The 14,486-nt window shown below is 61.0% G+C and carries 13 protein-coding genes; all 13 read left to right on the forward strand.

Features of this window, described 5'->3' with window-relative positions:
* Window positions 1-2: 2 nt before the first annotated feature.
* Entirely contained in the window at window positions 3-1,595 is a 1,593-nt protein-coding gene (locus tag GIW69_RS04595) for a Wzz/FepE/Etk N-terminal domain-containing protein (RefSeq protein ID WP_236480947.1), read from the forward strand.
* On the forward strand, window positions 1,592-2,686 hold the full coding sequence (locus GIW69_RS04600; protein ID WP_236480948.1) for a glycosyltransferase family 4 protein: 1,095 nt from the start codon (window positions 1,592-1,594) through the stop codon (window positions 2,684-2,686). The genes GIW69_RS04595 and GIW69_RS04600 overlap by 4 nt, the downstream gene beginning before the upstream one ends.
* Window positions 2,683-4,050: an O-antigen ligase family protein gene (locus tag GIW69_RS04605; protein WP_236480949.1), complete on the forward strand. Its 1,368-nt coding sequence runs from the start codon at window positions 2,683-2,685 to the stop codon at window positions 4,048-4,050. The genes GIW69_RS04600 and GIW69_RS04605 overlap by 4 nt, the downstream gene beginning before the upstream one ends.
* Entirely contained in the window at window positions 4,047-5,015 is a 969-nt protein-coding gene (locus GIW69_RS04610; RefSeq protein ID WP_236480950.1) for a glycosyltransferase, read from the forward strand. Before GIW69_RS04605 ends, GIW69_RS04610 begins: the two co-directional genes overlap by 4 nt.
* Complete coding sequence (locus tag GIW69_RS04615; protein ID WP_236480951.1) at window positions 5,008-6,144, forward strand: glycosyltransferase; 1,137 nt, start codon at window positions 5,008-5,010, stop codon at window positions 6,142-6,144. Before GIW69_RS04610 ends, GIW69_RS04615 begins: the two co-directional genes overlap by 8 nt.
* 12 nt (window positions 6,145-6,156) lie before the next feature.
* On the forward strand, window positions 6,157-7,158 hold the full coding sequence (locus GIW69_RS04620; RefSeq protein WP_236480952.1) for a polysaccharide deacetylase family protein: 1,002 nt from the start codon (window positions 6,157-6,159) through the stop codon (window positions 7,156-7,158).
* Window positions 7,155-8,459, forward strand: coding sequence for an oligosaccharide flippase family protein (locus GIW69_RS04625; protein WP_236480953.1), 1,305 nt, complete (start codon window positions 7,155-7,157; stop codon window positions 8,457-8,459). Before GIW69_RS04620 ends, GIW69_RS04625 begins: the two co-directional genes overlap by 4 nt.
* Entirely contained in the window at window positions 8,456-10,378 is a 1,923-nt protein-coding gene (locus GIW69_RS04630) for a hypothetical protein (RefSeq protein WP_236480954.1), read from the forward strand. Before GIW69_RS04625 ends, GIW69_RS04630 begins: the two co-directional genes overlap by 4 nt.
* A 111-nt stretch (window positions 10,379-10,489) precedes the next feature.
* Complete coding sequence (locus tag GIW69_RS04635; RefSeq protein WP_236480955.1) at window positions 10,490-11,179, forward strand: N-acetyltransferase; 690 nt, start codon at window positions 10,490-10,492, stop codon at window positions 11,177-11,179.
* A gap of 4 nt (window positions 11,180-11,183) precedes the next feature.
* Window positions 11,184-12,383 carry a GNAT family N-acetyltransferase gene (locus GIW69_RS04640; RefSeq protein ID WP_236480956.1) on the forward strand — a complete coding sequence of 400 codons (1,200 nt, stop codon included), beginning with the start codon at window positions 11,184-11,186 and terminating at the stop codon, window positions 12,381-12,383.
* Complete coding sequence (locus tag GIW69_RS04645) at window positions 12,355-13,146, forward strand: ChbG/HpnK family deacetylase (RefSeq protein ID WP_236480957.1); 792 nt, start codon at window positions 12,355-12,357, stop codon at window positions 13,144-13,146. Before GIW69_RS04640 ends, GIW69_RS04645 begins: the two co-directional genes overlap by 29 nt.
* Before the next feature lie 115 nt (window positions 13,147-13,261).
* The gene (locus GIW69_RS04650) at window positions 13,262-13,954 is read left to right on the forward strand and encodes an N-acetyltransferase (protein ID WP_236480958.1); all 693 of its coding nucleotides are present in this window, start codon (window positions 13,262-13,264) and stop codon (window positions 13,952-13,954) included.
* Window positions 13,955-14,144: 190 nt separating this feature from the next.
* A partial coding sequence (locus GIW69_RS04655; RefSeq protein ID WP_236480959.1) for a hypothetical protein occupies window positions 14,145-14,486 on the forward strand: 342 nt, incomplete at its 3' end.

Raw genomic sequence — 14,486 nt, forward strand, 5'->3', positions numbered from 1 at the left:
TCATGAATCCAAAGGAAAATTATCTGCATGAGTTCTTCAGGATCTTCTTCGCCAACAAGCAACTGGTGAAGCGCGTCTTCCTGATCTTTGCAGTCATCGCCCTGGTACTGCCGCTGGTGCTCAAACAGAGCTTCGATATCACCGCTCAGGTGATCGTGCAGTCGAAAAAACTCTCTCAGGGCGATGCGACCACCTCGCTCAATCAGGAGAACGCCACCTTCATTCCGCCGTCACTGGCGGACATGGAAACCGAGAGCAATATCCTCCGCTCGCCAGGGCTGATCCGTCAGACCATCAGCGAACTGCGGGAAAACGGTGACTACACGCCGGCCCCGGGGGTGTTCAACAAACTGGTAAGCGAGCCATTCAAGCGTTATGTCAGCACGCCGCTGCGTGAATACGTGATCAATCCGCTGCGCAGCGCCATGGGCATGGAAACCGATCCGGTACGCGACACAGCGCTCGACGGCTTGACTCAGCAAGCCATCGACAGCCTGAAGATCGAAACCCTGCCTGGCTCAAACGTGATCTCGATCACCTACAGCTTCCCGGATCCGACCCAAGGCACCACCTTCGTCAACGCGTTGCTGCAGAACTATTTGGTCAGCCGCCAGGCGTTGCAGTCGATCGACTTGCCGCAGTCGTTCTACGAATCCAAGAAGCACTTGTATCAGGTGCGTCTGGATGGTCTGGAAGGCGGTCGTCAGGCGCTGCTGGAGGCGGTGGGCGCATCCGATCCGAAAGAAGAAATCACCTTCCGCCTCAACGCGATCAACACCGAGGAGCAAGCGCTGAACCTGTATCGCGATCGTCTGCTGCAAAGCCAACGCTGGCTCGAATACCTGAAAACCAGCCTGGCCGCCGCGCGCGATTCCAAGCTCAATGACTACACCTTCCCCTACACCTTCACCACCACGGTCGACAACGTGGCGTTCGAAGACCGGGAAATCAAACAGCTCGGCGAGCAACTGACCAGCCAGGTCAGCCGCTACATGAACGATTTGGCGATTTTCCAGGCTGGCAGTGAACCCATGCTGCTGACCCGCGAGCAGATTTCCCGCACCCGCCAGCAGTTTCTAAAAGTGGTCGCCAACCGCATCCAGGAACGCACCAACGACTTGGCGGTGGTCAAGCAGGTAATCGATCAGAAAACCGCGCGCATCGCCGAATTCAAAAGCCGTATCCACGAGTTGCAGCAAACCCAAAGCAAGCTGCGGCAGATGGACACCGAAATCGATGCATTGCACGCAGCGTTCTCGACCTACGCCCAGCGTTTTGCCGAGAGCAGCGCCACCAGCTCGCTGAACGACGACCTGTCCAACGCCCGCATCTTGAGCCCGCCGTTCGAGCCATCCGAAGCGGCGTTTCCGAAACCGATGTTGATCATTCCGTTCGGTCTGTTCACCGGTCTGTTGCTGGCGATCGCCCTGGTTTACGTGCGTGAGTTCTTCGACCATCGCTTCAAACACCCGGCGCAAATCAGCCGTGAGCTGGGCTTGCCGGTGCTGTTGGTCATCAACGAACAGGACGTACTGCCGAACAATCCGTACAAGAGCTGGGGCATGCCACGCCTCGTGCATTGGGTGCGCAATTGAACACGCCGTCCACTTCGAATCCTGCGCTGCCGATCATTCATTTGCTCAGCAGCGGCGGGTTCTATGGCGCCGAGCGCATGTTGCTCGACCATTGCCTGGCGACGCCGGGGCAGCATCAAGTGCTGTTCCTCGACGCACCACAGGCGTTGATCGCGCGCTTTCGTGAAGCCGGGGTGGACGCGCACGGTTGCGCGGGCCTGGGTGGGTTGCTGCGGCATTTGCGTCAGCGCCGCAGCGAGCGTCCACTGATCAATACGCACAATTTCAAAGGCCTGCTGTTCGGCTGGGCAGGCGCAACCTTGTTGAGCCTGCCGCTGGTCATCACCCAGCATGGTTTTACGCCGCGCAGCCGCAAGCAGAAGTTCTACACCTGGCTGAGTTTGCAACTGTGCCGCACCGCGTCGGTGGATCGAGTGGTCTGCGTGGCCGAGAGCATTGCTGTCCTGCACCGTCAGGCCAGCGTACGCGCGGAAAAACTGCAAGTGATCCCCAACGGCTTGCCCGCCGCCGGTCCTCAATCGCCACCTGCCGCCGACCGTCAGCGTTGGCTGGCCGGTTACGTCGGACGCCTGAGCAGCGAGAAAGGCCCGGATCTGTTTCTCGATGCACTGATTCCGTTGTGTCACCGCCATCCGCAACTCGATGCGGTGATGCTCGGCGACGGCCCGGAAGCCGAGATGTTGCAGGCACGGATTGATGCCGAAGGTTTGCGGCAACGCATTCGTCTGCCGGGGTATCAGACCGACATGCAACCGTGGTGGCGGCAACTCGATGCGTTGGTCATCAGCTCGCGCACCGAGGGTACGCCGATGATTTTGCTCGAAGCCATGCAAACGGGGGTTCCGGTGGTGGCGTTTGCGGTCGGCGGGATCCCCGATGTGTTGCAGGATCGCCACAACGGTCTGCTCGCGGCGCCAACCGACTGCGCCGCTCTGGCACAACAGATCGACACCTTGTTGACCGAACCGAAACTGGCCCGGCAGCTGCGCGACAACGCAAAACGCACGCAACAGGATCGCTACGACCTCAAGGCCCTGGCCGAACGCTGGTCGCAGCTTTATACCCGCACGGCACGGGAGGCACGCGCATGATTTTCCCGCTCTCGATCGTCAGTTTGTTTGGTCTGGTCTGTATCGCTTTGCTGGCCAGCCCTTATCCGTTTCTGGCGCCGGGCGCGGTGCTCGGCCTGGCAGGTTTTGCGCTGCTCTATCGCAAACCGACCTGGGGCTTGCTCGGCATCGCCGCGCTGGTGCCGTTCGAAGGCTTTTTCAAGGACAGTTCGCTGTCGGGCAGCAAATTCATCGGCGCCTCGCTGGCGCTGATCCTGATGCTGCAACTGGCAATGCACCAGATTCCGTCAGAACGCCTGCGCAGCAATATCTGGCGCTACCTGATCGGCTTCATGGCGCTGTACCTGCTGAGCACGTTGACCACCGACAACATGGGGATGTCGATGGGTCACCTGCGCGAACTCAGCGTGGGCCTGGTGCTGTTTGTCATCACCCTGTTGATCGGCCGTGAGCTGAACCTCGACCTGTTCGCCCGGTTCGTCACGCTGGGGGTCAGTGCGACCTGCGCGATGGCGATGTTCTCCAGCAAATTCCAGGATCAGGGCCGCGCCTCCGGCCTGCTCGAAGACCCCAACGCGTTCGCTCTGTTGATCGCTTTCGCCGTTCCGCTGGCGTTGTTGCTGGTGGTTCGCGGCCCGAACCTGTTGCACCGGTTGTTCTGGGGCGCCTGCTGCCTCTTGTTGCTTGGCGGCATGACCAAGACGGAATCACGTTCCGGGCTGGTGGTGCTGGCCTTGAGTCTGGCCATCGGCACCTGGCACTACCGCGCGCATCTGGGTCGAATCCGGCCGCAGCACCTGGGCTTTGCCATGCTCGGCGCGGTCATCATCATTCCACTGGCAATCTCGGTGATGCCGGCCGGCTATCTGGCGCGCATCCAGTCGTTGAGTATTTTGAGCGCCGGTGCCAAGGCCCAGGATGAATCACTCGGCCGGCGCGCCTCGTACATCGTGGTCGGCAGCCAGATAATCCGCGAACACCCCGTGCTCGGTTCCGGCCCCGGCACCTTTCCGCTGCACTACGCCCCCACCGGTTACGCCAAACAGTTTTCGGCCAACCGCAAGATCGGCGACCTGTACCGTCGCGCCCACAACACCTACCTGGAAATCTTCAGCGAACTGGGAATTCCCGCCGGCCTGTTGTTCGTCGGCATGCTCGGCCTTGGCCTCTATAACCTGCTGCGTGCACGGGCGGCGTGGATGCAGCGGCACGAATGGACGCAGGCTGATCTGGTGACTCACGTCGGCATGAGTTTTCTGTCGCTGGCGTTGTTTTTGATGTTCCTCAGTGCCCCCAACCATAAATACCTGTGGATCATGCTCGCGCTGACCAGCGTTTTGCGCCTGAAAGCCGAGCAAACCCCATTGCCGGAGGTTAAGCCATGAGCCGGATCAGTATCGTCATCCCGATGTTCAACGAAGCCCGGCATATCGGCCGCACGTTGTTGTCGGCCCAAAAAGCCGCGCATGCCGCCGACCTTGAGTGCGAGCTGATCGTGGTCGACAACGGTTCAACCGATCAGGGCCCCTACATCGCCCGCCAGTTCGGCGCCCAGGTGCTGGTGCAACCGGGCGTGCACATCGGCGCCTTGCGTAATCTTGGCGCGGCCGTCGCGCGTGGCGAATGGCTGGCGTTTATCGATGCCGATGTCGAAATGCCGGAAAACTGGCTGGTGACGCTGATTGAGCTGGAAAGCGAGGGCAAGGCCGATGTGTTCGGCCTCGATCTGCACACACCCGCCCAAGCGCCGTGGTACGCCACGGCTTGGCAGCGTCGTACCTTGCAACCGCTGACTCACCGCTCGCACGCGGTGGAATGGCTGCCCAGTTCCAACCTGCTGATGCGCCGACGCTGGTTCGACGCCGTTGGCGGTTTCAATGAAAGCCTGCGCACCGGCGAAGACAAGGAATTCACCTTGCGCCTGCACAAACAGGGCGCGCGCATATTGTCGGTCAATGACCTCAAGGCATTGCATTGGGGCTATGAAATGAACTGGAACGAGTGGATGGGGAAGGAGATGTGGCGCCAGAGCAGCCATGTGCAACTGCTGCGCACTCATGGCTTGAGCATACGCCTGCTGCGTTTTCCGGCGCTGTCGATCGTGGTATGGCTACTGGACTTTCTGGCGATCTCGGCGCTGCTCGATGGCTTCCCGCATCACGCGGCAGCGATGGTGATGATCACCCTGCTGCCGGGCCTGGTGCTGAGCGTGCGACAGAGCATCAAGCATCGTAATCCCGGATTGACCTTGCAACTGTGGGGCCTGCATCAGTTGCGTCTGCACCTGGCGGGTGCCGCGCTCATACTCAGCGTGTGTAACCGGAACGCCAGGAGGCCTGCCCGTGGCTGAATTCATTTTCTGGACGTGCCTGTTATTGCCGGTGTACGCCTACGTCGGCTACCCACTGCTGCTGACGTTGCTGGCGCCGTTGTTTCCTGCCTCACGTCACGTTCCGGCAGCGCCGCTGAACATCAGCATCGTGATCGCCGCGCACAACGAGGCGCGGCACATCGAGCACAAACTGCGCACGCTGCTCGCCCAGGACTATCAGCCGGCCACGCTGCAAATCATTCTCGCCAGCGACGGCTCGACCGACGACACCGTGGCGTGCGCGCGCAAGGTCGATGATCCGCGCATCACCATTCTCGACCTGCCGCGCCAAGGCAAAGCCGCCACCCTCAATGCGGGTGTCGCCCTGAGCACGGGCGACATTCTGGTGTTCACCGATGCCGATAATCAATGGTCGCGCGAAACCCTCGGCTACCTGCTTGCGCCGCTGAGTGATCCGCAGGTCGGCGCCTGCGCCGGGCACATGGTGATTCCCGTCACCGGCGGCGGTTTGAGCGTCGGCGACAGTCTCTATCGGCACTACGAAGGCTGGCTGCGCCTCGTCGAAAACCGTACCGGTTGCATGGTGTCCGCCGACGGCGCCCTGCTGGCTCTGCGCCGCGAGTTGTTCCAGCACGTTCCCGCCGAGGTCAACGATGACTTCTTCGTCAGCACCTGCGCGCCGGTGGCGTTCAAACGCATCGTCTACGTGCCCGAGGCGCAAGTGATCGATCACGGCGTCGACGAAGCCGACAAGCAGTTCCGTCGCCGTCAGCGCGTCACCGTTGGCGGCCTGCAAAGCCTGGCTCAGCGCCGTGAACTGCTCAACCCGCTCAAGCATGGCCTGTACGCGATTGCGCTGATCAGCCACAAGCTGATCCGGCGTCTGGCGCCGATTCTCTTGCTGCCATTGCTGCTGAGCAATTTCTGGTTGTGGGAAGAACACGGCTTCTATCGCCTGAGCCTGATCGCGCAATTGCTCGGCTACGCGATTGCGATTGCCGGACTGCTGGATTCGCAACACCGCTTGCCCAAACCGTTCCGCCTCGCGGCGTTCCTGCTGGTGACACTGGCGGGAATGAGCATCGGCCTGTGGCAGTTTTTGCGCGGCCAGCGTTATGCCCAGTGGAACCCTGAACAAAACCGTTGAGAGGACAGTGCCATGGCGATCAAACAACTGATAAAACGCACCAGTGGCTGGCTGTACCTCAATTCCCCGGTGGGGCGAAACCAGCTGCACGGTGCCGGTGTGATTTTGATGCTTCACCGGGTGCTGGCCAACGACCGCGCCGCCGACCTGCCGCACCGCAATGAACTGTGCGTCGGGCCCAAGGCCTTCGAGCATTTGCTGGTCTGGCTACGTCGGCATTTTGATTGCGTGCCGCTGATGGAGATCCTGCAGCCCAATTCACTGGCCGGCGAACGCCCACGGGTAGCGCTGACGTTCGATGACGGCTGGCGCGACAACGCTGTCAATGCCTTCCCGTTGCTGCAAAAGCACCAGGTGCCGGCGAGCATATTTCTGTCCACCGATTTCATCGGCAGTCGCCAGCGCTTCTGGTGGGAAAGCATCGGTGAAACCCTGTGGAACAGCCACGGTGAAAAGGCTCGCAATCATCTGATCGAATGCTTGCACTTGATCGGTCGACCACTGCCGGTACTGGTGGACGACGTCGATGTACCGCGTCGCAGTCTGGCATTGCTCAACTATCTGCAGAGCCTTAAAACCCTCAGTGCGCAGGTGCTCGAACAACTCACCGACGAGTGCCCGGCGGACTCATTGCCACAGGCTCTGGACTGGCATCAGGTGCGCAGTCTCGAAGCCAGCGGCCTGGTGCGTTTTGGCCCGCATGGCGCGAGTCATTCGATTCTCACCGACCTGAATGACCAGGCGCTTGAGAACGATATCCGCCGTAGCCGCGATGCTTTGCAAAACGGCTGCAACCGTCCGCTGCCGGTGTATTGCTACCCCAACGGCGACAACGATTCGCGGGTGCGCGAGCAAGTCGCTCTGCACGATTTTCCGTTCGCGCTCGGCACCGGCACCGGCCTCTATCGCGGTGACGGCGAACCTTTGAACCTGCCGCGTTTCGGCGTCAGCCAGCGCACTGCGCGCAATCCCGAATTACTCTCGTGGCGGATCTATCGCGGGGCACGGCCATGAGTCAAAGCCGTTACCTCAAACACCTGGCCCTGAGCATGGGCACCAAACTGGCGATGATCGCGTTGCGCCTGCTGCGCAACGTGTTGCTGGCGCGAATCCTCGGCCCCAGCGAACGCGGCCTGTTCGCCCTGCTCAGCACCTTGCCGGATCTGATCAGCGCCGCCACCAGCGGCGGACTCAATTCGGCGGTCGGTTATCAGGCCGCCAAGCAGCGGCCGATGGGCTTGTTGCTCAGTCAGGTGTTGGTGTTCGGTTGCTTGCTCGCGGGTTTGCTGACGTTGCTGGTGGTGGCGCTGGTGCGCGAGTTCGGCACGCAACTCGATGTGACGATGCAGCTTGGCTTGCTGGCCTGGCTGTTATTGCTGGCAGTGCCGTTGACCGTGTTGAAAAGCGGCTTGCTGACGCTGCACAACGCGTCAGGCGGCGTGGGCGCCTTCAACGGTTTGCGCTTGCTCGAATCCCTCGCCCCGCTGTTGTTGTTTGTCGCGCTGTTCTGGATGTGGAAAGACGCGGCGCTGGAGGCTGCGCTGATCAGTTGGCTGGCGGGTATCAGTCTGGTGGTGCTGGCCGGTTGGTACTGGCTCAAACGCACACAGCCGCTGCAACTGCAATGGGATCGCGCCAGCCAGAACGAACTGCTGCGCTACAGCGCCCGCAGCCATCCGGATATGCTGTTCCAGCAAGTGATTTTGCGCTCGGATTATCTGTTCATCGGCGCCCTGCTCGGCAGCACGGCGCTGGGGCATTACGCGATGGCCAGCGCCGCCGCCGAACTGCTGCTGATCGTGCCGGAAGCGGTGACCACCCCGCTGATGAAACGCCTGCTGCAACAGGACGAAGGCATGGAAAAGGTCACGCCGCTGGCGCTGCGCCTGACCGCCACGGTGATGCTCGGCGCCTGCCTGACCATGGCGCTGATCGGTGAATGGCTGATCGTCACCCTGTTCGGTGCGGACTATCAACCGGCCTATCCGGCGTTGCTCGCCTTGCTGCCTGGCCTGTTGGGTCTGTGCTACGCGAGCATCCTGCGTCTGGACTTGCTCGGCAAAAACCGCCCGGGCGCGGTGTCGCTGATGATGGGTCTGGGCGCCCTGCTCAACCTGGCGCTGAACCTTGTGTTGATCCCCGCTTACGGCATCGTCGGTGCCGCCGCTGCATCCTCAATTGCTTACCTCGCCGTGACGATCGCCATGCTGGTTTTGTATTGCCGCTTGAGCGGCGTGCCGTTCTGGCAAACCCTGATCGTGCTGCCCAGCGACATCACGCCGATGTGGCAAATGCTGCAAAGGAAGGCCGCATGAAACGCCTTGCCCTGCTGTTCGGCCTCGGTCTGTCGCTCGACGGTTTTGCCGCGTCGATGCAATGGGCCGAAATCCGCGACGGCAGCCTTTATCTGCAAGCGAATCACCCCGACACCGTGACCGTGCGCTGGGCGCCGGCGTGGCAGGCGGACGCCAACGAGGAGCATCTCTACCTGCTCGACGGCCAAGGCAAATTGCAGGACGAACGCTTGATCGCCGCCAGCGAAGCCCGAGGTGTTCAGCGCTGGTCGCTGAAGCCCGGCGCCGCCGCGTACCAACTGGCGATTCCCGGCTACAGTTTCCGCCGCTACCGGGTCGAGCATGACGCCAATACCGTCGCGCTGTTCGCCCCGGCCAAAGTGCATTTCAGTGCCGAAACCCGCGACGGTGACACGTTGTACTTCAAGGTTGCCGCCGGTGAGCATGCGGTGCTGGCCGGCAAGTTTCACGGTGGCGTCAAAACGCTGCAGGCGCGGCGCATCGATGATGATCAGGCGCTGTCGGTGACGCTCAAACCCTACCGCGCCTACTGGCAGTTCGATCAGGTGGCGTTGCCGGTCAGCGACCGCGAGCAGGTCTGGCGCCTGCACTTGCAGGGCGGCGGCAAAGCGGCGTTCTGGCTCGACGGCACGGCCAACCTGTTTGCGCAAAATCCCCAGCAACTCAAACCGTTGCGCGAAGACGCCGGCCAGACCCGTCTGACCCTGCACGACAAGATCCTCGGGCGCACGCCGGATCTGGGCGTCGCGCTGCCCTACGTGATGCCGCCACCCGCCAGCCATGCGGTGCTTGATGCGTTGAAACCGGCGGCGGCAAGTTACTACAGCTTTGTCGACATCACCGCGAAAAATCCGCAGTACGAAGATGCGTTCCGGCAGTTCTATCAGGAGCGCTTCGGCATTTACCAGGACATCACTTTGCTCGCCGGCAGTCAGCGCCAGGCCGACCTGCGCGCCGACGTGCAAAGCAACAGCGGCCTCGATGCCTGGCTCGCCAGCACACGAAAACTGAGCGGCAAAGGCACCCATTACATCGGTTTTGCCGACGAGCCGAATCTCAATTACGCGAACTACGAACAGTACCGTTCGATTTTCAACAGTATGGCCCGCCAGGTTCGCAGCGATCCGGCCAACGCCAGGGCCGGCGTACGCATCGCCATGCCGGCGAGTTCAAGACTGGTCAACGGCCCATTCGCCGACAACGCCGCCGACAAACGTGGCATCGATTGGGCCCGGCGTCTGTTGGCGGAAAACGCCGATCAGGTCGATGCGCTGGCCTGGCATGAATGGATGGTCCGCGACCTGCTCGCCACTCGCGTCTACCGCGACAGCGTGCGCCGCGCCGCTGAACTGGTCGGCCTCGATGACAAGGGTCAGCCGCGCAAGGCGTTGTTGCTCGATCAGACCAATATGTCCAGCGGTTCGAGCCTGAGCCCTTACGATCAGGAAACCCATTTCGCCTCGCTGTGGTGGGCGTCGGTGGTGATCAACGCCTCGCAGGACGGCTTGTTGAGCATGCTCAGCTTTTTTCAGGCCGCCGACGAGCCGAATTATCCCAAGGGCATGCTTCGGGTATCGGCCGACGAAACCCGCTTCGAGCTCAAACCGGTAGGCCTGGCCCAGCAATTCATTCAGCAGCATTGGCTGCATCACGTGCTGCGGCTGGAAAACGATGCCTTCGAAGTCGACGTGTTGGCGATGGCCGACGACGCCCGACGTACCTTGCTTGGCGTCAACAAGGGCACGCGTTTGCAGCAAGTCGACCTGAGCGGCGCCAAATGCCCGCTGAACGACGGCGCCCTGCGCTATTTCGGCGTTGACAATCGCAGTCGCGATGCGCCTTTTCACTGCCAGGACGGTCGCGTGCGTTTCGAGCTGCCGGGTCAGACTCTGTTTGCCCTGAGCTGGAGCGCCTCATGACCGGATCGTTGATGTTCTGCCGCGCAAGCGCGGCGCTACTCCAGCCGCGGCGCAAAGCGCAGCGCTACTCCAGCCGCAGCGCAAAGCGCGGCCATTGGGAGGCCATACAACATGAACGTTTTACAGAAACTCATTCAACGTGTGCGGCAAAAAGGCTTCAAGGCAACGATCAAAAAGATCTGGTCACGCTACGTGTTTTTCCACTGGGAACTGCTGTGGATGGAGCGCGATCTGGTCAGTCCGGTTCCGCCTCACAAGCTCAAACCCTACCCGCCGCTGCGAGTCGTGGCGATCACGCCGAACAATACCAGCGCCTTCGCCCGCTACTTTGGCGACCGCGTCGGCACCATGACGGAACTGGCCAGAGAAGACCACACCGGGCAAATGCATCTGGATGACAAGGGTGATGCCGTGGCGTTCATCTGGGGTTGCCCGCACAACTACTATGATCGTCATTACTACGGTTGCGAGTTCCCGGTCAAAGCCGGTGAGTTTTTTGAATTCGGCGGCGAGCTGACCCGAGCTTACTGGGGCTCCGAGCTGTCGGTGGATCTGCAATTGCAACTGTGGAAAGCCATGGCCGAACAAGGTTGCGACACGGTCGTGGATGTCTGCGAATTTCATAACATTCCGGCGCTCAAGCTGCACCTGCGCATGGGCTATCAGGAGCAAGGTCGCATCATGAATGTCTACGGTCTGTTTGGTCGCTGGCGCTTCTACCGTGAAACCCGTTACAGCGGTTCGCGACTGGACGCGTTTCGCAAACCCGCCCCGTCTTCCGCCACTGCGACGGTGGCCTGAGCCTATGGTCGCGCGATTCGAATGGCGCACGTCATTGTGCGCCGCCGACTTCCCGGCAGACGCTTACGAAGCGCTGCGCCTGCGGGTGACGGATCACACGCCGTTCAACCACCTCGGCTGGTTGTGCGCGGCACAAAGGGCGCTCGGCGACGAAGCGCGGCTGCATGTCTTGCTCGGCTGGGAGGCGGATCAATTGCGCCTGTGCCTGCCGTTGGTGGCGAGCCGTGAGCGGTTCGGCGGACTGCCGTTTCGGGTCGTGCGGCACCTGGGTTATCCGCTGGCGGATCGTCTGGCGCTGTTGTCGCTGCTGGATAGCGATGACATGGGCCAGGTTTTGACGTTGATTCGTCGGCATCTGCCGCATGCGTTGCTGCAGCTCAATGAACTGTCGGAACCGGTCGGCGAGGAGAGCCCGCTTACGCGGTGGATGGCTGGCAGTTCCACTGGCGAACGGCGTTTGAGCTGTCGAGTGCCGGTGCACCTGATCAGTGAGGCCGATCGTCAGGAAGTGTCCGGCGATCCGCGCTACAAGTTGCGCCGTGCGCGCAAACGTATCGCGGCGTGCGGCGCGGAAATAAAGCGGATAGTTCCGGACGCGGCGAGCATGGGCGCGTTATTGCAGGTCATCAGCGAAGTCGAAGCCGTGAGCTGGAAAGGTGATGAAGGCGTCGGCATCTTCGCCACCGCGCAGGGCCGCCACTGCATGGAACAGGCCTTCACCGCCCTCGCCGCCCAAGGCCTGGTGCGCGTGGTCACCCTGGAACTCGGTGGGCGTTGCATCAGTTATCGACTGGGCTTGCTCGAACAGGGCCGGCTCTACGATTACAACCTTGCGTTCTTGCCGCAATACGCCGACCTGGGCAGTGGCCGGGTACTGCTTGAAGAATGGATTCGTTGGGGTCTGGACGATCAATGGCGCTGGATCGATGCGTCGCGGGTCAGCCTGGAAAACTCCAGCCATCAGTTGCATGAACGCATGACCGGGCAACTGGAGCACTGGCGCTGGAGTTTCTATTCCTGGCGTCCGAGCGGCTTGGCGCTGGGTCTGGGGCTGCGCCTGTGGCAACGACTCAAACCTCTTGCACAGCAATGGCGCGCTCGTCGCGCGAGCAGATCGACTCCCGCGAAAACCGTACCCACGGCTGCAACCACCGCCATCACTACGGAGGGCGAACATGCCACGCCAAGTCATAGTCAACGCTGACGATTTCGGCCTCAGCGCCAACGAGAACGCGGTGATTCTCGGCGCGTTTCAGGCCGGTGTCATCAGTTCCGCCACGCTCATGGCCAACATGCCGGCGTTCGAAGCCGCCTGCGTCATGGCCCGGCATCCGTTGCTCGAAGGACGCGTTGGCCTGCACTTCAACCTCACCTATGGACGGCCCGTGAGCCAGGGCATTCTGGCCCGGCACACGTTTTGCGACGGTCACGGAACGTTCGACCTCAGCCTGTCGCGCCAGAGCCTCTGGCTGTCACGCGAGGATCGCGAGGCGGTGCGCGAGGAATTGCAGGCGCAGTGGCAACGGTGTGTCGATCATGGTGTGCGTCCCAGTCATCTCGATTCGCACCAGCATGTACACAACATCTGGCCGATCGGCGAGATCGTTGCGCGCTTCGCTGCAAAGCAGGGTGTGCCGGTGCGGCTGGCACGTAACCTCGGGCAGAACCTCAGCCTGGCCAAGCGTGTTTTCAAAGGTTTGCTCAACCGGCGTTTGCAAGATTTGGCCGGGGCGACGGCCGATTACGTTTGCACGCCGGTGGATTTGCGCAACGACCCCGCGCCGACCGACGGTGTGCTGGAAATCGTTGCCCATCCGACCCAGCTCAGGGCGGATTTTGGCGACGCGTATTTAAACCCAGAAGAATCGCTGAGCCGCGTACTAGAGCAGCGGCTGGCGGGTATCACGCGAATTTCCTATGCCGATCTGAACAAGGAATTTGTGCGCGGTGCGACAGCGACCGAGTGATTAACCGACATTGAAATACAGTAAAAAAGCTGGCTCTTTAACATTAGTTTTCCAAGTTGATCTATACCCAAACAAGCGTCATCCACAACAGCCGGGCCAAAGCCGCGGGGGCATCATGAAGGTCATCGAAAAACTACAAGAACGCATCAGACAAAAAGGCTTTGGTCGTACATTCGGCACATTGTGGAAACGCTATGTGTTCTTCCACTGGGAGCTGCTGTGGATGGAGCGCGACCTCGTCAGCCCGGTGCCACCGCACAAGTTGCGGCCTTATGCAGGCTTGCGCAAAGTCGACATCACCGCTGAGAACGCCGGCGCGTTCGCCAAGCACTTCGGCGACCGGGTCGAGACCATGGCCGAATTGGCCAACGAAGGACACACCGGGCACATGTACCTGGACGCCGACGGGCACGCGGTGGCTTTTATTTGGGGCAGTGTTCGTGATTATTACGACCGCCACTATTACGGCTGTGTGTTCCCGGTCAAACCCGGTGAATTTTTTGAATTCGGCGGTGAAATGACCCGTGCTTATTTCGGCAGCAGCCTGTCGGTAGATGTCCAGATTGCGCTCTGGGACGCCATGGCGGCCCAAGGTTGCAACAAAGTCGTGGATGTTTGTGAAACCCACAACATCCCGGCATTGAAACTGCACATTCGCATGGGCTACCACGAACAGGGCCGCGTCACTCACGTTTACTGTCTGTTGGGCCGCTGGCGGTTCTTCCGCGAAACGCATTACAGCGGCTCACGGCTCGATACGCTGCGCAAACCGGGCCGGCCAGTGGTGGCTGCGGCTGCCCAAGCCTGATCGACACTGTAGGAGCTGACGAGTGAAACAAGGCTGCGATCTTTTGATTTTGTTTTTCAGGATCAAGATCAAAAGATCGCAGCCTGCGGCAGCGCCTACAGGGTGTCTGCCGGTTTGATGCGATCTCGTAGTTACGCGAGGGCAGCTATAGTTAATGGCCTTGGGGAATACCGTTTTCGCAGGTGCCGCCATGCAAGCGTTTCATGCCGTGTTTTTGACCGGTTGTCTGTTCGCCGTTACCTCGGCGCAGGCCCTGGACAGCAACTTCAACTACTACGGGCCGAACCAGCCCTTCGCCCACCCCGCCCCGCCATCACTGAATTCGACGCCACTGCGAACGTTTGACGACACCGCCCCGCAGGACTTCATCATCATTCCGAGCGATCACGAATTCTATGACTCGCAACTGCCTATCGTCGCAGACGCCACTGTGCGCGTATTCGTCCGCAGCTACGACCCGGAACGAGGCATCTACGTCAATGACGAAGTGCTCGACCCGACGTGCCTCCTCGCCTGCCTGAGCCGCCAATCC

Source organism: Pseudomonas syringae (assembly GCF_021605415.1).
Lineage (GTDB): Bacteria > Pseudomonadota > Gammaproteobacteria > Pseudomonadales > Pseudomonadaceae > Aquipseudomonas > Aquipseudomonas syringae_S.